This window comes from Mesorhizobium sp. SARCC-RB16n, assembly GCF_008520305.1.
In the GTDB taxonomy this organism is placed as follows: domain Bacteria; phylum Pseudomonadota; class Alphaproteobacteria; order Rhizobiales; family Rhizobiaceae; genus Mesorhizobium.
Map to the genome: position 1 here is coordinate 215,558 of NZ_ML703268.1, position 18,506 is coordinate 234,063.

General features: G+C 62.9%; 22 protein-coding genes. 8 read left to right on the forward strand and 14 right to left on the reverse strand.

Annotated elements, in window-relative coordinates; translation table 11 throughout:
• Positions 1 to 2: 2 nt before the first annotated feature.
• Positions 3 to 1,106 carry an NAD(P)/FAD-dependent oxidoreductase gene (locus C7I87_RS16080; RefSeq protein WP_149905116.1) on the reverse strand — a complete coding sequence of 368 codons (1,104 nt, stop codon included), beginning with the start codon at positions 1,104 to 1,106 and terminating at the stop codon, positions 3 to 5.
• Positions 1,107 to 1,210: 104 nt separating this feature from the next.
• On the opposite strand from C7I87_RS16080, the gene C7I87_RS16085 reads away from it, so the two are divergent.
• Complete coding sequence (locus C7I87_RS16085; protein WP_149905117.1) at positions 1,211 to 2,461, forward strand: cytochrome P450; 1,251 nt, start codon at positions 1,211 to 1,213, stop codon at positions 2,459 to 2,461.
• A 51-nt stretch (positions 2,462 to 2,512) separates the two neighbouring features.
• Here the strand turns inward: C7I87_RS16085 and C7I87_RS16090 are convergent, their stop codons facing one another.
• The 6 genes from C7I87_RS16090 to C7I87_RS16115 all read right to left on the reverse strand — a co-directional run bounded on the left by C7I87_RS16090 (position 2,513) and on the right by C7I87_RS16115 (position 6,849).
• Positions 2,513 to 2,857, reverse strand: a complete 345-nt coding sequence (locus tag C7I87_RS16090; RefSeq protein ID WP_149905118.1) for a cupin domain-containing protein — start codon at positions 2,855 to 2,857, stop codon at positions 2,513 to 2,515.
• A gap of 6 nt (positions 2,858 to 2,863) precedes the next feature.
• Positions 2,864 to 4,144: an O-acetylhomoserine aminocarboxypropyltransferase gene (locus C7I87_RS16095; RefSeq protein WP_149905119.1), complete on the reverse strand. Its 1,281-nt coding sequence runs from the start codon at positions 4,142 to 4,144 to the stop codon at positions 2,864 to 2,866.
• A 156-nt stretch (positions 4,145 to 4,300) separates the two neighbouring features.
• The gene (locus tag C7I87_RS16100; protein ID WP_149905120.1) at positions 4,301 to 4,822 is read right to left on the reverse strand and encodes a CoA-binding protein; all 522 of its coding nucleotides are present in this window, start codon (positions 4,820 to 4,822) and stop codon (positions 4,301 to 4,303) included.
• Positions 4,819 to 5,595, reverse strand: a complete 777-nt coding sequence (locus C7I87_RS16105; RefSeq protein ID WP_149905121.1) for an AAA family ATPase — start codon at positions 5,593 to 5,595, stop codon at positions 4,819 to 4,821. The genes C7I87_RS16100 and C7I87_RS16105 overlap by 4 nt, the downstream gene beginning before the upstream one ends.
• The gene (locus C7I87_RS16110) at positions 5,595 to 6,017 is read right to left on the reverse strand and encodes a VOC family protein (RefSeq protein ID WP_149905122.1); all 423 of its coding nucleotides are present in this window, start codon (positions 6,015 to 6,017) and stop codon (positions 5,595 to 5,597) included. Before C7I87_RS16110 ends, C7I87_RS16105 begins: the two co-directional genes overlap by 1 nt.
• 10 nt (positions 6,018 to 6,027) lie before the next feature.
• Positions 6,028 to 6,849: an enoyl-CoA hydratase gene (locus C7I87_RS16115; RefSeq protein WP_149905123.1), complete on the reverse strand. Its 822-nt coding sequence runs from the start codon at positions 6,847 to 6,849 to the stop codon at positions 6,028 to 6,030.
• A gap of 153 nt (positions 6,850 to 7,002) precedes the next feature.
• Here C7I87_RS16115 and C7I87_RS16120 point away from each other — a divergent pair, with 153 nt between their 5' ends.
• The 3 genes from C7I87_RS16120 to rpsI all read left to right on the forward strand — a co-directional run bounded on the left by C7I87_RS16120 (position 7,003) and on the right by rpsI (position 8,631).
• On the forward strand, positions 7,003 to 7,467 hold the full coding sequence (locus C7I87_RS16120) for a PaaI family thioesterase (RefSeq protein ID WP_149905124.1): 465 nt from the start codon (positions 7,003 to 7,005) through the stop codon (positions 7,465 to 7,467).
• A gap of 215 nt (positions 7,468 to 7,682) precedes the next feature.
• Entirely contained in the window at positions 7,683 to 8,147 is a 465-nt protein-coding gene (gene rplM, locus C7I87_RS16125) for a 50S ribosomal protein L13 (RefSeq protein WP_010915638.1), read from the forward strand.
• 1 nt (position 8,148) lies between these two features.
• Positions 8,149 to 8,631, forward strand: coding sequence for a 30S ribosomal protein S9 (gene rpsI, locus C7I87_RS16130; protein WP_010915637.1), 483 nt, complete (start codon positions 8,149 to 8,151; stop codon positions 8,629 to 8,631).
• Positions 8,632 to 8,698: 67 nt separating this feature from the next.
• Here the strand turns inward: rpsI and C7I87_RS16135 are convergent, their stop codons facing one another.
• The 3 genes from C7I87_RS16135 to C7I87_RS36475 all read right to left on the reverse strand — a co-directional run bounded on the left by C7I87_RS16135 (position 8,699) and on the right by C7I87_RS36475 (position 11,151).
• Positions 8,699 to 9,757 (reverse strand): glycerophosphodiester phosphodiesterase family protein, encoded by a 1,059-nt coding sequence (locus C7I87_RS16135; protein WP_149905125.1) that lies wholly within the window; start codon positions 9,755 to 9,757, stop codon positions 8,699 to 8,701.
• 141 nt (positions 9,758 to 9,898) lie between these two features.
• Positions 9,899 to 10,732, reverse strand: a complete 834-nt coding sequence (locus tag C7I87_RS16140) for an acyltransferase family protein (RefSeq protein WP_281409059.1) — start codon at positions 10,730 to 10,732, stop codon at positions 9,899 to 9,901.
• On the reverse strand, positions 10,681 to 11,151 hold the full coding sequence (locus C7I87_RS36475) for an acyltransferase family protein (RefSeq protein ID WP_281409060.1): 471 nt from the start codon (positions 11,149 to 11,151) through the stop codon (positions 10,681 to 10,683). Before C7I87_RS36475 ends, C7I87_RS16140 begins: the two co-directional genes overlap by 52 nt.
• A 123-nt stretch (positions 11,152 to 11,274) precedes the next feature.
• Here C7I87_RS36475 and speB point away from each other — a divergent pair, with 123 nt between their 5' ends.
• Together speB and argC are read left to right on the forward strand one after the other, a co-directional pair.
• Positions 11,275 to 12,282 (forward strand): agmatinase, encoded by a 1,008-nt coding sequence (gene speB, locus C7I87_RS16145; protein WP_149905126.1) that lies wholly within the window; start codon positions 11,275 to 11,277, stop codon positions 12,280 to 12,282.
• Positions 12,283 to 12,305: 23 nt separating this feature from the next.
• Complete coding sequence (argC, locus tag C7I87_RS16150; protein WP_149905127.1) at positions 12,306 to 13,232, forward strand: N-acetyl-gamma-glutamyl-phosphate reductase; 927 nt, start codon at positions 12,306 to 12,308, stop codon at positions 13,230 to 13,232.
• Positions 13,233 to 13,441: 209 nt separating this feature from the next.
• Here argC and C7I87_RS35595 read toward each other — a convergent pair whose 3' ends face one another.
• Together C7I87_RS35595 and C7I87_RS16155 are read right to left on the reverse strand one after the other, a co-directional pair.
• A complete protein-coding gene (locus tag C7I87_RS35595; protein ID WP_210250637.1) occupies positions 13,442 to 13,651 on the reverse strand; it encodes a hypothetical protein in 210 nt (69 codons plus the stop codon).
• Positions 13,652 to 13,732: 81 nt separating this feature from the next.
• Positions 13,733 to 14,824 carry a COX15/CtaA family protein gene (locus C7I87_RS16155; protein WP_149905128.1) on the reverse strand — a complete coding sequence of 364 codons (1,092 nt, stop codon included), beginning with the start codon at positions 14,822 to 14,824 and terminating at the stop codon, positions 13,733 to 13,735.
• Between the two features lie 153 nt (positions 14,825 to 14,977).
• On the opposite strand from C7I87_RS16155, the gene C7I87_RS16160 reads away from it, so the two are divergent.
• The gene (locus tag C7I87_RS16160; RefSeq protein WP_027143610.1) at positions 14,978 to 15,193 is read left to right on the forward strand and encodes a DUF2842 domain-containing protein; all 216 of its coding nucleotides are present in this window, start codon (positions 14,978 to 14,980) and stop codon (positions 15,191 to 15,193) included.
• 27 nt (positions 15,194 to 15,220) lie between these two features.
• Here C7I87_RS16160 and C7I87_RS16165 read toward each other — a convergent pair whose 3' ends face one another.
• Positions 15,221 to 16,279, reverse strand: coding sequence for a polysaccharide deacetylase family protein (locus C7I87_RS16165; protein ID WP_149905129.1), 1,059 nt, complete (start codon positions 16,277 to 16,279; stop codon positions 15,221 to 15,223).
• 89 nt (positions 16,280 to 16,368) lie between these two features.
• Between C7I87_RS16165 and C7I87_RS16170 the strand changes: the two genes are divergently transcribed.
• Entirely contained in the window at positions 16,369 to 17,601 is a 1,233-nt protein-coding gene (locus tag C7I87_RS16170; RefSeq protein WP_149905130.1) for a GNAT family N-acetyltransferase, read from the forward strand.
• On the opposite strand, the gene C7I87_RS16175 is transcribed toward C7I87_RS16170, so the two are convergent.
• Complete coding sequence (locus tag C7I87_RS16175; protein ID WP_149905131.1) at positions 17,591 to 18,304, reverse strand: GntR family transcriptional regulator; 714 nt, start codon at positions 18,302 to 18,304, stop codon at positions 17,591 to 17,593. The two genes, C7I87_RS16170 and C7I87_RS16175, sit on opposite strands and share 11 nt — an antisense overlap.
• Positions 18,305 to 18,506 lie beyond the last annotated feature (202 nt).

Consider the following 18,506-nt stretch of genomic DNA (forward strand, 5'->3'; position numbering starts at 1 on the left):
GCTTAGGCCACCTCGGCCCGCAGCCAAGCCTTGAGACGGCCGACATCACCATCGCCCATGGCTTTGGCCACACGACGACCGACAGCCGCGCCGAACTTGTAGCCATGGCCGGAACAGGCCGAGACGACCAGGCACTTGCCTCGCTCATAGGCGAGGAATTTCTCGTCATCAGTGAAGGTGTAGGCGCAGGTGACCACTTCGGTCACCTTGTACTCGTCAATCCGGGCGATCGGCGGTGAAAACAGGTTGCGGATCGCCTCGCCCTCTCCGGGCACCGGCTCGCGGTTCCAGTCGGCGTCGCTGGTCGGCACCTTGTGCAGGCCCGAGCCGAATTTCATGCCGGCACCGCGAGTGAGCGGGATCATATAGCCGTCGGTCTTGCCGCCGACATCGAGAATGACGGGCGCGGCCTCCCATGCGGCCTTGAGATCGGCCGGCGGCTCGACATAGGCGAGCGCGGTGCGAAAAGTCCTCAATTCGCCGCCGAGCTCGGGGAATAGCTTCAGCACCCAGGCGCCAGCGGCAACGACGATGCGGTCTGCCTGCATCGTCTCGCCGCTTTCCAACACGATATGGCCGGCCTCGGCATCGATCTCCGTCACCTTGCTATGCTCGTAGACGTTGGCTCCGTTGGCGCGCAGCCATTTGGCCAGCCCCGCCGCTATTCCGCGGCAATGCAGCGCGCCGCCTTCCGGCGAGAAATAGGCGTAGCGGAACGAGCCGGCCTCAAGGAACGGCCAGCGCTCGACGGCAGCGTCCGGTTCCAGCAATTCGAAAGGGAAATTGCCCCCTTCCAGACCCTCGCGGTATTCCTCGGCCTCATCGCCGGGCTCGCGCGAAACGCAGACGAATCCCCTGGGATCGAGGTGATTCTCGCCGAGATCGGCCCACATCTCGTCCCAGGCCTCATAGGCTTCGGTGATCAGCCGCCCATAGCCGGTTCCAGCGCGGTAGGCGCGGCGAATGATGCGGTGATGGTCGCCCGATGCCGCCAGCGGATTGGGGATCGGCCCCTGCTCGACGATCGACACGGCGTGGCCTGCCTTGACCAGCGACCACGCCGTGGAGAGACCCGCGATACCCGCGCCGACAACGATCACATTCATCCGTTCAGACCTTCCGCGACCCTACTGGCTGGCTCAATGCATCGGGCTGTCGCACGCAACATACGGTCTGGAACCAAGCTGGCAAGCCGCGCTATTGGTCTGGAATGACCAAATTGACACCTCCTTACCTCGCCCTTGATCCAACTACCCGCCAACTCAGGCTCGACCCGCACGAGCCGGCCTTCTTCCTGAACCCGTATGAGGCCTATGCCTTCCTGCATGGCGTCTCGAATGCGTTTTACTGGGAAGAGTTCGGCTTCTGGTGCTTCGGCGGCTTCGACGATGTCAACCGACTGCTGCGCGACCGCCGCTTCGGCCGCCAGAACCCGACCGGCATTCCCGATAGCCGCGGCATCGGCGAGGATCGAAGTCATCTCAAGGCATTCGACCGCATCGAAGCCAATTCTATGCTGGAACTGGAGCCACCGGTGCACACCCGGCTAAGGACACTGGTCAACCGTGCCTTCGTCTCGCGTCAGGTCGAACGATTGCGGCCGCGTGTCGAGGCGCTCGCCAATGAATTGATCGATCGTTTCGAACCTCGCAAGGCCGTCGACCTCCTGCCGGCCTTCGCCTCCCCGCTGCCGATCACCATCATCGCCGAAATGCTCGGCGTGCCAGTTGAAATGGGCCCGCAGCTGCTCGACTGGTCACATCAAATGGTCGCCATGTACATCCATGGCCGCACCCGCGAGACCGAGGAGACGGCCAACCGCGCCGCAGGCGAATTTTCCGATTTCCTGCGCCGTTACGTCGCCGAGCGGCGCAAGAACCCGGGCGATGACCTGCTGTCACTGCTGATCTCGGCCCAGGACGACGGCCAGAAATTATCCGAGGACGAGATGGTCTCCTCGGCCATCCTGCTGCTCAACGCCGGCCATGAAGCGACAGTGCACCAGACCGGCAATGCCGTGCGCTCGATCCTGACGCAAGGGGGCGACCCGCGCCGCTTCTTCACCTCACCGGAAGCGACGGCGGCAACGGTCGAGGAATGCCTGCGTTTCGACGCGCCGCTGCACATGTTCATGCGCTACGCCTATGAGGAGATCGAAATCTCACCCGGCATCGTTGTGCGACCGGGCCAGACGATCGGGCTTTTGCTTGGCATGGCCAATCATGATCCGCTTGCCTTCGCCGAACCGCAGGACTTCCGGCCGGAGCGGACTGATCAGAAGAACGTGTCGTTCGGCGCCGGCATCCATTTCTGCATCGGCGCGCCGCTCGCCCGCCTCGAATTGCAGGTTTCGCTGAAGACTTTGTTCGAGCGGCACCCGCAACTGCATCTTGCCGAAGAGCCCCGCTTCCGCGACACTTACCACTTCCATGGGCTGGAGGCGCTTGCCGTCGATTTCTAGCTAGTGAGTTGCCCGGAAATCCGATCCGATCCTCGATATGTGATCAAGCTTTCAAAGCTTGATCACATACTCCTTGCGAGTCGTTTCAAGGACTTCCCAGCTTCCCTTGAAGCCCGGCCTCAAGACGAAACTGTTGCCGGCCTTGACCGTGCGCGCCTCGCCGCCGTCCTCCGCGATCACCGAGACGCCGGAGAGAATGTGGCAGAACTCCCATTCGTCATAGACGATGCGCCATTTGCCGGGGGTCGATTCCCAGATGCCGGCATAGAGGCCGCTGTCGCGCTCCTCGACGTTCCAGGTGCGGAATTTCGGATCGCCCGAGATCACGCGATCCGGCGCGGGCGCGCCGGATTCGGGCTCGACGCTTTTGGTGTCGACAGGAAGAAACGCGGTCATCAGCAATCAAACCTTGGCGAGTGCCTGTTCGAGGTCGGCGACGATATCGGTCACATCCTCGATGCCGATGGACAGCCGCACCGTATCCGGCCCCGCACCGGCCTTGACCTTCTGCTCGTCAGAAAGCTGGCGGTGCGTGGTCGATGCCGGATGGATGACCAGCGACTTGGTGTCGCCGACATTGGCCAGATGCGAGAAGAGTTCGAGTGCCTCGACGAATTTGATGCCCGCCTCATAGCCGCCCTTGAGGCCGAAGGTGAACACGGCGCCGGAGCCCTGTGGCGAGTATTTCTTCTGCAAGGCATTGTTTTTGTCCCCAGGCAGGCCGGGATAGTTCACCCTGGCGACCTTCGGATGGTTGGACAGCCAGCCGGCGACCGTGATCGCGTTGTCGCAATGGCGCTGCATGCGTAGCGGCAAGGTTTCGAGGCCAGTCAGGATAAGGAAGGCGTTGAACGGCGAGATCGCCGGGCCGAGATCGCGCAGGCCGAGCACACGGGCGGCGATGGCGAAAGCGAAATTGCCGAACGTTTCGTGCAGGACAAGGCCGCCATATTCGGGGCGCGGTTCCGACAGCATTGGGTATTTGCTCGATTTCGACCAGTCGAAGGTGCCGCCGTCGACAATGACGCCGCCGATCGAATTGCCGTGACCGCCGATGAACTTGGTCAGCGAATGCACGACGATATCGGCGCCGTGCTCGATCGGGCGAATGAGGTAGGGCGAGGCCAGCGTGTTGTCGACGATCAGCGGCAAGCCATGCTTGCGGGCGATGTCGCCGATCTTCTCAATGTCGACGAAGGTGCCGCCCGGATTGGCCAGGCTCTCGATGAAGATCGCCTTGGTCCTGTCGTCGATCTGGTTCTCGAAGGTCGAGAGATCATTGGTGTCGGCCCAGCGCACCTCCCAGCCATAATTCTTGAAGGCATGGCCGAATTGGTTGATCGAACCACCGTAAAGCTTGTTGGCGGCGACGAAATTGTCGCCGGGCTGCATCAGATTGTGGAACACGATGACCTGCGCGGCATGGCCGGATGCCACCGCCAGCGCGGCCGTGCCGCCTTCGAGAGCCGCGACGCGCTCTTCGAGCACTGCCTGGGTCGGGTTCATGATGCGGGTGTAGATGTTGCCGAAAGCCTTTAGCCCGAACAGCGAAGCGGCGTGGTCGGCGTCATCGAAGACGAAGGAGGTCGTCTGGTAGATCGGCGTGGCGCGCGCGCCGGTGGCCGGATCGGGCTTGGCGCCGGCATGGACGGCGAGCGTGTTGAAACCGGGCGAACGGGTCACTGAAACCTCCCTTTGAACTTCTCAAATTGGCCGCGCATTCTTGGCGAAGGCGGCGTGCGAATGCAAAGAAGAAAATACCTTTCGGTGCCGATCCTTCGACCATACTGCAGGATAATGCGGTATTCCGCGGAATAATTTTGCGCCCCTGCGTTGCGTCTATTTCTGGCGCACGCCAAAACTCTGGAAGCCCTGGCGCATCAGCGGCTTCTTCGACGACAGCACCCCGGAGTTGACGCCGGTCCAGCCGATCTCGCCGGATAGCTTGCCGTATTCGATCTTGGGGCAGCGGTTCATCACCACCTTGATTCCGGCTGCCTCCGCGCGTGCGGCAGCCTCGTCATGACGCACGCCGAGCTGCATCCAGATGACTTTCGGCAACGGATCGAGTTGCAACACCTCGTCGACGATGCCGGCAACCGCCGCGGCATTGCGGAAGACATCGACCATGTCGATCGGCTCGGGGATGTCGGCCAGCCTGGCATAGGTCATTCGGCCGAGGATTTCCTTGCCGGCCTGGCCGGGATTGATCGGGAACACCGAAAACCCCTTGGCCAGCAGGTATTTCAGCACGAAATAGCTCGGCCTGACGTCGTTCGCCGACGCGCCGACCATGGCGATGGTCTTCACCGAATTGAGGATGCCGCCGATATAGGTGTTGTCGTAGCTGTCGTGATTCATGCCTCGTCCTCATACAACGCCTCGGTGAGAAAACCATCCGGGTCATTGCTGAAATCGCGCAGCATGCGGAAGTGGTCAGTATCACGAAAGTCGGCGGGCTCGAGCCCGAAGCGGCTGATGCGGAACAGTTGCGCGCCGGGACAGGCCATCAACAGCGGCGAATGGGTCGCCATGATCACCTGGGCGGTGCCCGATTGATCCATGCGCCGCAGCATCTTCAGCAATTCGATCTGGCGCGACGGCGACAGCGCGCTCTCGGGCTCGTCGAGAATATAGATCCCTTGCCTGCGGCAGCGCTCCTCGAAGAAGCGGATGAAGCCTTCGCCATGCGACCAGGACAGGAAATCAGGCGGCGCACCACCAGAATCCAGCGCCGCCTGGTCGAGATAGCGGGCCACCGAATAGAAGGATTCGGCGCGAAAGAACCAGCCGGCGGTGACTTTTGGCAGCCAGTGGCCACGGAATGTGTTCGCCAGCGCCGCTCCACTCTTGTCGATGGCGCTGGAGTGGTCGACCGGGCGGTAACCCTTGCCACCGCCGGCCTCGTCGTAGCCGGCCAGCGCGCCGATAGCTTCCAGCAAAGTGGATTTGCCGGTGCCGTTCTCGCCAACTATGATGGTGATCGGCGTGGTGAAGTCGAGCTGGAATTCGTGGCCGCGAAACAGCGGCAGGTTCCAGGGGTATTTTTCCCAGTCCGCTACCCGCTCGGGGTCGAGCAGGATGCGCTTGAGATACGGTGCCTTGAGCCGTGTCAGCTGCTTGCGGTAACCCATCAATCAGGCAGCGAAATCGTGCCGTCGTCGGCAATCGGAAAGGCAGGGTTGTGTGCGACTTCCCATACATGCCCATCAGTGTCGGTGAAATAGCCGTACCACCCGCCCCAGAAGGCGCGGCCGGCCGGCTTAACGATCCTTCCGCCTGCCTTTTCGGCCATGGCGAGCACCTCGTCGACTTCGGCATCGGAACGGGTGTTGTAGGCGAGATAGACGGCCGAGGGCGCCTTGGCGAAGGTGATGCCGGAATCCTCTTCGGCGCTGGCGCGCGGGAATAAGCCGAGGATGGCGCCACCCATCTGGAAGAAGGCGACGCCGTCGGTGATCCCGGCGTGGCGTTTCAAACCCATCGCCTCGTAGAAACGCACCGCGCGATCCAGGTCGTCCGTGGCGATGGTGATGATGGAGATGCGCGGCTCCATGGTCCTCGCCCTATTCGTCCGTCCATTCCGGCTTGCGCTTGCCTATGAAAGCGCCAATGCCCTCCTCCGCGTCCCGCGCCAGCATGTTCTCGACCATGATCCGACCGGTATAGGCATAGGCATCCGCCAAGCCCATCTCGGCCTGCGCGTAAAAGGCCTCCTTGCCGGTCTTCACCACCAGCGACGATTTGGAAGCAATGGTTTGCGCGTATTTGCTGACAATCTGATTCAGGTACTCGCGCGGCACGACGCGGTTGACCAGGCCGAATTCCTTGGCGGTCGCAGCGTCGATCGTCTCACCGGTCAAGAGCATCTCCATCGCCTGCTTGCGCGAGACGTTGCGTGACAGCGCCACCATCGGCGTCGAACAGAACAGGCCGATGTTGACGCCCGGCGTACAGAAGGTCGCCTCATGCGAGGCGATCGCCAGGTCGCAGCTAGCGACCAGTTGCAGGCCGGCGGCTGTCGCCAGGCCGTCAACCTCGGCGATGACAGGCAGGGGATGGCGCACGATCGTCTGCATCAGCGTGACGCAAGCGGCAAACGTCTGTTCGAAGAAAGCCTTGCCGCGGTCGGCGTCGGCGCGCCGTGCGGTCATCTCCTTGAGGTCGTGGCCGGCGCAGAACACCTTGCCGGCCGCCGACAGCACGATGACACGAATGGCCCTGTCGGCCTTGGCGCGGTCGAGTTCCGCCGTCAGCGCCGCCATCACCGCCAGCGACAGGGCGTTGGCGGGCGGATTGGCGAGCGTCAGGCGCAGCACGCCCTTGTCCAACTTCGTCGTGACCGGGCCCTCGTCGGCAGCAGGCTTGATGGCAAGGATTTCGGCCATGGCTAGGATCTCCGCGATTCCGGTCGTGCTGGCAGACTATCTAATATTGGATCGGGTTTCGTCCAACACCCATCGCTTGCGCCAGGGCGATGTATGTGTTGCCAGAAACACCCGGCTGCGCCCATACAGGCATGCGCAGAACGAGAGACCGACATGCCCGCCCAGACCAACCTCAAGCCGGTGCTGACCGCAGCGCAAATCAATGTGCTGATGGAGACCGTCTTTCCGCAACTCAACGAGAGTTCCGCCGCCTACAGGGCGATCGACGTATTTCCGGGCGGCTGCATCGTACGGCTCACTGCCGGCGAACGGCATTTGCGCCCCGGCGGCACGGTGTCGGGCCCTGCCCTGTTCACGCTGGCCGACATCGGCGGCTATGTCTGCGTGCTCAGCCATGCCGGGCCGGATGCGCTCTCGGTCACCACCAACCTCAACATCAACTTCGTGCGCAAGGCTGAGGCGGGGCCGATCGATGGCCATTGCCGCATCCTGAAGCTCGGAAAAAACCTGATGGTGTTCGACATCGACATCGTCGCCGGTCCGCACGGACAGACGATCGCCCATGCCACGGGTACCTATTCGATCCCGCCGCAGCGCAGCCCTGATGTGGTAAAATAATACCTTTAATCCAACCTATTGTTTCTATAGCATTTTCTGCGCTACGAGACTTTCCCGCCACCTTGACGCGGTGACTCAGCTCGCCTATAAGCCGTCACGAAGCAGCGGCCCGCAAAGGCCGCCGTTTTGTTATTGGCTGATGACAAGCGTCTTTCGCCAATCCAAGCAACAAGAAACGCCTTCACTCCTGAAGGTCAAAACCGAGAGCAGAAAACATGACAACCTTTTCGCAGAAGCCTGCGGATGTGGTGAAGAAGTGGATCCTGATCGACGCCGAGGGTCTCGTCGTCGGCCGTCTTGCCACTGTCATCGCCAATCATCTTCGCGGCAAACACAAGCCGACCTTCACCCCGCATGTCGACGACGGCGACAACGTCATCGTCATCAATGCCGACAAGGTGGTGTTCACCGGCAAGAAGTTCACCGACAAGGTCTATTACTGGCACACCGGCCACCCCGGCGGCATCAAGGAGCGCACCGCGCGCCAGCTGCTCGAGGGCCGTTTCCCCGAGCGTGTCGTCGAGAAGGCCGTTGAGCGCATGGTCCCGCGTGGTCCGCTCGGCCGTCGCCAGATGAAGAACCTGCGCGTCTATGCAGGCGCGGAGCATCCGCATGTCGCCCAGCAGCCAGAAGTCCTCGACGTGGCCAAGCTGAATTCCAAGAACAAGAAGGTCGCATAAGATGGCTGAGCTTTCCTCGCTCGCAGAACTGGGCGCCGCCACCGGCAACACGAACACGCAGGCCGCGGCCCCCGTCCACGTCCAGAAGCTCGACAAGTCGGGCCGCGCCTATGCCACCGGCAAGCGCAAGAACGCCATTGCGCGCGTCTGGGTGAAGCCGGGCTCCGGCAAGATCGTCGTCAACGACAAGGAATTCGCGACCTATTTCGCGCGTCCGGTCCTGCAGATGATCCTCAACCAGCCGATCATCGCGTCCAACCGTTCGGGACAGTACGACATCGTCGCCACCGTCGTCGGCGGCGGCCTCTCCGGCCAGGCCGGTGCCGTTCGGCACGGCATCTCCAAGGCGCTGACCTACTACGAGCCGGCGCTGCGCGCCGTGCTCAAGAAGGGTGGCTTCCTGACCCGCGACAGCCGCGTCGTCGAGCGCAAGAAGTACGGCAAGGCGAAAGCCCGTCGCTCCTTCCAGTTCTCGAAGCGCTAAGCGTTTCGATCTGTCGATATCGAAAAAGGCCGCCTCCGGGCGGCCTTTTTGCGTTGGACGCGGCAAATCAATTGATGCTGGCGGTCTTGGCAGGCTCGATGCGTTGGCCGGTTCCGGCATAGGGCACGCGATAACCGTTCGCCGTTAGCCAGTCGATCGCCGCCCTGGGTTCGTCGGTCTGGATGATGGTGGCGCCGCGATCGACCCAGAAGCCCCAGGCCTCGCGCGGCAGGCTGGCCTGGATCGCCAGCTCGTCGCCGCGGCCGCCGGCGAGGAAGCCGCCCGGTTTGTCGACGATGGCATAGGTGTCGGCCCAGATATGCCAGTCGCCCCTTACCGCCTCGGCGCGCATACGCGTGCTGAAGAGCGGCCCGCCGGTTTCGGTCAACGTCTCTGCGCCAGCCCGCCAGTTGATCATCTCGATCGCGCGCGGCGCGAAAGCGTGGTCGACCGTCGAGGCGAAACCGGCATCATGCACCGCGTCATCGGCGAGGATCGGCATGAACTGGAAGCCGCCGCCGGCCGCGGCCATGGCGGCTTTCACCGTGGTGATCCTGTTCTGGTTCCACAGGTTTTCCTTGACAATGACCTGGTCGGCCATGCCGAGATCCCGAGCCACCGCGATCATGCCCGAGAGGTCGCCGACTTCGAGCTTGTTGTCGAGATTGATGAGGATTCTGTCCCTCGTCGCCATCAGCATCTCGCGCAATGTCGAGACGGGTTCGTTGGTGACGGCATGAGTGCCCTCGATCACCAGACGGCATCTCTTCAGTTCGCCCAGCGTGTAATTGATGACCTCGCCCTTGCAGGTCGTCGTGCGGTCGAGCCAGCTGTCATGCATGACGATGAGCTCGCCGTCCTTCGAGCGCCTGATGTCGACCTCGACGATTTCGGCTCCGATCGCGATCGAGCCTTCGACGGCCGCGAGCGAGTTTTCCGCATAGAGCATCTTGCCGGCCTGCATGCTGCCGGCACGATGAGCAGCCACCATGACATGATCGCGCCTCTGGTTGGCATGTTCGAAGCGGTCGAGGATCTGCCTGGCGCGGGTTTCGCCGGCCAAGGCCTGACCGGTGGCGGCGGCCAGCGCGGTGGAAAGCAGAAGGCTCAGCCAGATCGTCCGCATCGAGAATCGCTCCTTGCCGGATCGAGCCGGGGATAGGCGACCTCAGTGACATCCAGGTGAACGAAGCCGGCTAAAGCGCGTCGCGTCGAAACGGATTCAGGCGACGCGCTTTGGGCCTTTGTCGTCTTCCCAAAACCGAGGTCACTTTTGGGCGACATGCACTCGCGGTTGGCCAGCGATGTGGGTCAGATGCGCTTCGACAACCGGCGAAACCAGGCCATTGCAGGCATTTCGACCCAGGTGCCATGTGACCCACGACGCGGCGATGGTGGCCGCAAGCATGACGACGATCGTCACAGTCCCCGTCCAGCTGGCGCCAAAGCCGGTCGCGGGCTCGCCACGCAGCACGATGTCGCCGATCAAGCCGAGGCCGAGTTTGCGCTCGACGAGCCCGGCGACATTGATCAGGCGCGCCTGGACGAAGATGTGGACCATGTAGATTGAATAGGACAGCGCGCCGAGCGTCAGCATGAATGGCGTCCTGAGCAACGCGCTGATCCAGCCGCCTTCATGGGCGAAAAGAAACAACGCCAGGGCGAACACAAGGGGCGCGGCGATGCCGGCGTCGTTGTCGCCCGCCAGCGAGACAAAGAGAACGATGACGGCCACCATGACGATTTCGGCAAGAGTCCAGCTCAGCCGCGGGCCGTTTGCGACCAGAACCTGTCGCGCCCCTGCAATGGAATCATGCTGAAACCAGGCCAGCAGGGCGCCGAGCGAGAAGCCGTAGAGGCAGCGGATGAAGCCGAAATCGTAGGACACATCCATATGATGCGTGGAGAAGCCGAGCAGGAACAACGGCGCGGTGACGGCGGCGGCAACAAACCATATCCAGGCGCGCGCGCCGGCGACGAAGACCACGCCGGCAAACAGAAGATAGGCGAAAAACTCGGCCGAGATGCTCCAGCTTGGCGCGTTCCATGTCAACCGATCCTCGAAGCCGACACCTTGCAGCAAAAGGAGATTGGCAGCCAAGCTCTTGAGGTCGAAGCCGCCGGTGAAGGGAGCGGCCCCGTGCCCTGCAATTGCGGCAGCACCAGCCGCAACAGCTCGAAGGCGGCAAAGGCGGCAAGCATGATCAGATGCAGCGGATAGATGCGGCCGAAACGGACCAGCGCAAAGCGGGCAACCTCTGCCGGTCGGCTCAGCCGATTGGCATAGCTGGAGGCGATGACGAAGCCGGAAAGGACGAAGAAGAAGTCGACGAAGAGATAGGACGAACAGATAAAGCTGCTCTGCGAGATCGCCGAAGCGGTCGGGAAATGAAACAGCGCCATCAGCAACGCGCAGATGCCGCGCCACGAATCAAGGACCTGGAAGCGATCACCGGCGATCGTGCCGGCGCGGGTCGACACCACGGCATCCGACGGATTAAGAAACGCGGTCTGCGTCATGATGATACAAATCCTGTCTTGCCGTGGCAGCCGGGCGGCGCGATTTCGTCTCCCCAAGCCGTGACTGGCATCTTCCATGCCGGTTCTGTAGTTGTTGCACCCCGATGAAAACGAGGACCCGTAATGGCGACCAAGAACATCGACCATGCCTTCACCGCCCGCTCCAAAACGGGTGGCGCCCTTGAGCCGACCTATTCCGGCGCGCTGTCTTTCATGCGGCGCAAATATACCAAGGACGTGAAGGGCGCGGATGCGGTGGTGTGGGGCATTCCCTTCGACGCAGCCGTCACCAACCGGCCGGGCGCCCGGTTCGGGCCGCAGGCGATCCGCCGCGCCTCGGCGATCCTCGACAACGACCCGCAATACCCGTTTTCACGCGATCTGTTCGAGCACCTCGCCGTGGTCGACTACGGCGACTGCCTGCTCGACTCGGGCAACCATCAGAAGACGCCCGGCACGATCGAGCGCGAAGCGGCCAAGATCCTGAAATCGGGCGCCTTCCTGCTAACGCTCGGCGGCGACCATTTCGTCACCTGGCCGCTGCTCAAGGCGCATGCCGCCATCCACGGGCCGCTCGCCTTGGTGCAGTTCGACGCCCACCAGGACACATGGCCCGATGATGGCAAGCGCATCGACCATGGTTCCTTCGTCGGCCGCGCGGTCAAGGAAGGCATCATCGATCCCGACCGCTCGATCCAGGTCGGCATCCGCACCCATGCGCCCGACACGTTCGGTATCAAGATTCTCTATGGCCATGAAATCGAGGAAATGCGGGCCTCCGACATCGCCTACGCCATCGTCGACCGCACCGGTGGCAAGAAGACCTATCTGACCTTCGACATCGACTGCCTCGATCCAGCCTACGCACCGGGAACCGGCACGCCGGTTTCGGGCGGCCCGTCCTCGGCGAAAATCCTGTCGACGCTGCGTCAGCTCAACCAGGTCGATATTGTCGGCGCCGATGTCGTGGAGGTTGCGCCGGCCTATGATCACGCCGATATAACGGCGATCGCAGGTTCGATGGTGGCCATGCAGTATCTCGGCCTGCTGGCCGAGCGAAAGGCGCGGCTCGAAGAGCTGAACAACGGCAACCACAATGGCGCCGCGGTCAATCATGGCAACGGCATATAGCCCTCAGGGAATTTGATCAGGCAATGAAACCGAAAATCTTCATCGACGGCGAGCACGGCACCACTGGCCTCCAGATCCGGGCGCTGCTTGCCGAGCGCAGCGATCTGGAGATCATTTCCATTCCGGTCGAGCGCCGCAAGGAAACGGCGGCCCGCGCCGAATTCCTCAACGCCGCCGATATCGCGATCCTGTGCTTGCCCGACGATGCAGCCAAGGAAAGCGTCTCGCTGATCACCAACGACACCACCAAGGTCATCGATGCGTCGACCGCGCATCGCGTGGCCGAAGGCTGGGAATATGGCTTCGCCGAACTGGACAGGGAGCAGGCGAAGAAGATCGCCACCGCCAAACGCGTCGCCAATCCCGGCTGCTGGCCGCAGGGGCCGATCGCGACGCTCAGGCCACTGGTCACCGCAGGCCTGCTGCCGGCCAATTTCCCGATCGCGGTCAACGGCATTACGGGCTATTCGGGTGGCGGGCGCCCGATGATCGAAGACTACGTCGCCAGGGGCGAGGACGCCTCGGAGTTCCTGCCCTATGGCCTGACCCTGCAGCACAAGCACGTGCCCGAATTGAAGGCCTATGCGAAGTTGTCGCATGATCCGATCATGCAGCCGGCGGTGGGCAATTTCGCGCAAGGCATGATCACGGTTGTGCCGTTGCAACTCGGTGGCCTTGACCGCGTACCGACGGGTCCCGAACTTCACGCCGCCATTGCTGACCATTTCGCCGCGATCAAGGGCGGTGTGGTCGAGGTGGCGCCCTATGCGCATCTGGAGCGCGTGCCGGACATCGATCCGGAGATCTACAACGGCACCAACCGCATGAAGGTCTATGTCTTCGCCAATGACAGCAGAGCCCAGGCGCTGCTGCTGGCGGTCTACGACAATCTCGGCAAGGGTGCTTCGGGTGCAGCCGTCCAGAACATGGACCTGATGCTCGGTCTGTGATCGACGCGCCGGTTTCCCCCCGGCGCTGGAAGCGATTGCGACAGCGATCCGAACAGTGCGGCGCGGCTTTTGAGGGTGAATGCCAGCCTCGTTAACCGTTCGTTCACCACAATGGACGCTATTGAGGTAATCAGGCTTTCCACTTAGGATTCGTCATGGTCAGCGCGATTTCGGCTTCCTCGCAAGCAATCCAGTACTCCGCGTCCAGTTCATCCGACAACGCGGCTCAGGAAGCCGCGCTCCAAACGCAGATCCAGGCCTTGGAGGACCAGGCCAAGGCGGCCCAGGACCAGGTGGACGCCGCCAAGCTGCAGCAGGATATCGCCGCGCTCAAGGCCAAGCTTGCTGCCTTGCAGGCCGCGGACGCGGCCAAAGCCGCCGACAAGGGGCCAAGGCCAATCAGGGCCAGTCCGCACCATCCGCCGCCGCATTGCGTCAGGCTGAATTCGACGGCGAGAAGACGACGCAGTCGAACGAATTCTGGATGTGATCGGCCGCACTCAGCGTCCGACGGCAACCTCGTTGGGCAAGGGATAGGCACCCTTGGTGCCGCGCCAATGCGCGGCGGCAAGGCCCAGCACGACAAGCGCAAAAGCCTGATGGGTCAGCGCCATGTGCAGGGGCACCTGCGTCAGCAGCGTACCGATACCGATCGAAGCCTGCACCAGCACCAGAACGAACAACAGTGTCGCGCGTCGCGCATGCGTTGAGCCGGGCAGCCGCCGACGCGTGGCAATCATGTGCCAGAGGGCGACGGCGAAAACCGTATAGGCGCCGAGCCGGTGAACGAACTGCACCGTCTTCGGGTTCTCGAAGAAGTTGCGCCACGCCGGCTCGAGGATGAGCAGATCGCCAGGAATGATCCGGCCGTCCATCAGCGGCCAGGTGTTGTAGCTCATGCCGGCGTCGAGACCGGCGACCAGACCGCCGAGATAAATCTGGATCAGCGCCAGAAGCACGATGAAACCAGCCAGACGCTGCGTCGGGCGATCAGCCGCTGGTTCGGAATGCGGCGCAAGGCCACGCGCGACGACCATGGTTGCGGTGAAGATCAGTGCCGCCAGCGTGAGATGCGTCGCCAGCCTGTACTGGCTCACCGACACTCGGTCGACCAGGCCGGAGGCCACCATCCACCAGCCGATGGCGCCCTGCAGGCCGCCGAGAAGCAGAATGCCGACCAGTTTCGGCCCAAGGCGGCGCTCGATGCGGCGCGTCGCCCAGAAGACCAGCAGCGGCAAGGCAAAGACCAAGCCGACGCTGCGCGCCAGCAGGCGATGCGCCCATTCCCACCAGAAAATCGACTTGAATGCCTCGACGCTCATGCCCTTGTTGAGCTCGGTGTATTGCGGGATCTGCTGATAGCGCCGGAATTCCTCCTGCCACTCCGCGTCATTGAGCGGCGGGATGACGCCATGGACCGGCTGCCATTCGGTGATCGACAGGCCGGATTCGGTCAACCGCGTGGCGCCGCCGACCAGCACCAGCGCAAACAGCACGAGAAGCACGACGTACAGCCAGCCGCGCACGAGTGCCCGGTTATGCAGGTCGCGGTCGCGGGCCTGATACGGCGCGGCGGCAGTGATGGCGGCCATGGGTACTTCCCGGCAGGTTGAATGTCGCGGATTGGTGGACCATCGCACTCCTGCTGGCAAGGCCGGGCAGCGCGGCACGCCGTCGCGCCCGATGTCGTGGGTTGCGCGCGTCCTGCGTTCGGCCTAAGCGGTAGCCATCAACGAGACCGTACCATGCCCATTCGCCTGAAAAAGCTGATCGGAATGTTCCTGCTGTTGGCGCTGGTCATTATCTACGCGCTGGTCGCCTCGATCTTCGCGGTAGCCCGCCTGTCGGAATCGGGCGCGCTGGTGCAATTCCTGTTCTTCCTGCTCAGCGGCCTGCTCTGGGTGCTGCCGGCGATGGGCATCATCAAATGGCTGATGCTGGAGCCGCGCGCCAAGCGCTGAGCCCTGCCCGGTCAGGCCGTACGCAAGTCAGACAGTAACGAGCATCTTGCCGGCATTGGCGAGTGGCGTCGTCACGCCCGACAGCATGGTGCGGATATGGGCCAGGCTCTGGTAGCGGCCATTGACCGAAATCCGCGGCAAGGCATGCAGGAAGCCGGCATGTTCGGCGCGCAGCACGCCGTGACGGGTTGTCACGGCGGAGGCATAGCCGGCGTCGCGCGCAAAACCCACTTCGCGGCAGCCGACGGCGCTGGCGTAGCCGTAGGGATAGGCGAAATGGCGCGGCTCCTCGCCGAGCCCGGTCCGGAGCATGTCCTTGACAGCCCCGATCTCGCGCCGCGCATCGGGCTCGGAAAGCCGTTTCAGATTGCTGTGATTGATCGTGTGGGCGCCTATCGTCACCAGCGGATGCGCGGCGGTGGTGCGGATCTCATCCCAGTTCATCAGCGTGCGCAGGCGTGGGGCGTCCGCGTCAACGCCATTCGAAGCGGCCAGATCGCGCAGCACGCTCCGCAGGTCCTCCTCGCGGACCTCGGTGGTGAAATAGGCATGCAGGCGGGCGATAGCCTGATGTTTCCTGGCGGGGGTCGCGCAATCGATCACCGTCGGGCCGTCCGATGTCGGCAAGGTGAGGCGATCGCGGGCATTGACGACATCCTCGACCACATCCCACCAAAGGTGGGCGGAACCATCGATCAGCCCGGGAGCGACATAGATGGTGAGCGGCGCGCCATGCTTCTCCAGCACCGGCAGGGCCTCCGTCATGTTGTCGCGATAGGCATCGTCGGCGGTGATGGTGGCGAACCGGCCGCCCTTCCCGCCTGCCTTGATGCGCTCCACGGCTTCGTCCATCGAGACGAAGGCATAGCCATCCGCTCTCATGTCGCCGATCACCGCATCGAGGAAACTGGGCGCGATGTTGAGGTGCCGGTTGACGCTGTCGGGCTTTTCAGGTGTCGCCGTCACGCGGTGCAGCATCAGGATGGCGCCAATGCCGCCGACAAACGGCCTGGCCAGTGGTGCGAGGCCGGTATAGCGGGCGAAATTGAGCGCCAGTTTCCGGATTGCCTCCCCACCGTCGATCATTCATTCACCTTTTGCGCCTAGGCTATCCAAGCACGGAATACGCCCGGGCGCCCCCCAAATCGGGATCAATACGCCTTAAGGATTGAGGTATGGTTGACGCAACCGCGTCATTTGATGGCAAGCGGCTCGCGGAGGCTTCGCCACGCGCACTGCCTGGGAATGCCGCGGGGCTGTCGGTTTCCGTTGACGCCGCCGAGGGGCTCGCATCGTATGCGGCGTTCTGCAGTTCGGCGCTCTGTGCGCCGGCGCAGAGTGCGGCATGGGTCTTGAACTGGGCCGCCGAGGTCAAGCCAGATCTGCTCATCGCCACGCTTGACCTGGAGGGCAAGCCGGCCTTCGCATTGGCGTTGGAGGTGGTCAGGCGTGGCCCCTTGCGGGTCGCCCAGTTCATGGGCGGCCGCCACGCCAATGGCAATTTCTGCGCCGCCGAACCGCAATGGCTGGCCAGCAGCGACCTCACGGCCATCCGGTCGATGCTCGCGGCGATTGCCAGATCCCGGCCCGATATCGATCTCATCGCGCTGGAAAGATTGCTGCCCGATCTCGACGGCATCGCCAATCCGCTGGCATCGCTCGATCATTTCGCCAGCCCCAATCTTTCGCTGGCCGTCGACCTCAGCGGCGGGTTCGATGCGCTGCTGCTGCGTGCCAGCGGCAAGCGCAAACGCAAGAAGCATCGTTCGCAGACGCGCAAGTTCGAGGCCGTCGGCAGCCACAGGCGGATCGAGGCGCGTAGCGCCGACGAGGTGGAGAGGCTGCTCGATGCGTTCTTCGAGATGAAGGAACAGCGTTTCCGCAAGATGGGCGTTGCCAACGTCTTCGGTGACGACCGGACACGCGCCTTCTTCCGAGGGCTGTTCACGCAAGCAGTTGCCGAGGACAAGCCCAGCTTCGTGCTGCACGGGCTGGAGGTCGCCGGCAAGCTGCGCGCCGTCACCGGATCGAGCCGCTCGGGCAGTCGCCTGATCTGCGAGTTCGGAGCGATCGCCGAGGACGATCTCGCCAACACCAGCCCGGGCGACTTCCTGTTCTTCGACAACATCCAGCATGCCTGCCGGAGCGGGTTCGCGGTTTATGATTTCTCCGTCGGAGACGAACCCTACAAGCGGCTATGGTGCGATATCGAAACCCGGCATCTCGAGGTCCTGGTCCCGCTGACGCTCAAGGGCCGTGCGTTGGCAGGGGCACTTCGCCAAGGCGCGCGGCTGAAGGCCTTTGTCAAGAACAGCCCGACGATCTGGAAGCTCACCAAGTTGCTGCGCCGCAAGGCTGCCGGGCACGCAGCCCCTCTTCCCACGGAAGACGAAAACGTCAGAAATTGAGAGCCTCACGGAGCGCCGGACCTGCCCTGACGCGCAGATCGAGATCCGCCTCGATATGGTCGATGTGGTGCAGCATCAAGCGGCTCACCAGCCCGGAATCGCTGCTCTCCAGCGCACCGACAATACCCGTGTGCTCACTGTGGCCGCAGGCCGATACGCCAGACCGTCCATAAAGTGCAATGACAAGCGACGAGCGCGCAACCAGTTCCTCCATGAAGCGCTGCAGGATGGCATTGCCGGCGACCGAAGCGAGCAGCAGATGGAAATCGCCGGACGCCTTGATTTCGGAACGCCGCGCCGTCGGACCGCGCTCGGCGATGAAGCGGCCCTCCTCGTCGAGTTGCGCCCTGAAGGCGACGATGTCGGCGGCTGTTACCCGTTCGCAGGCGGCAGTGGCGATACCCGGCTCGATCAGCCGGCGCGAGGCGAACAGCTGGCGCGCTTCCTCGGGTGATGGATTGGCGACGAAGGCGCCACGATTGCGCTCGATGCGCACCAGCCCTTCGAAAGACAGCATCTGCAGCGCCGCTCGAGCGACGGTGCGCGACACGTCGAACAACGTGCCGACCTCGCCCTCCGACAGCTTGGTGCCCGGCGCCAGCCTCCGATCGACGATGGCGTCGCGCAGATTGTCACGGATCGCCTGGGCGCGATCCTGGTTGGCGCTATCGGCGGCGGAATAGACCCGATCGGTGATGTTCATGGCGATGATGGTTCCCGCCCTCTTCTAGCGCGACTCGTCGTCTTTTCACGAGAGGCAAAGTGAACACGAAGCCAAAAAAGATTGCATACGATTTTTGTACAAAATTGCGCGCAATAGCTCACAATTTGTGCAATGCACAAAGTAGCCTCCGAGATAGCCAGTGGGCAAGAATCCTGATCTTTCAGACAATTCAAGCGCTTGG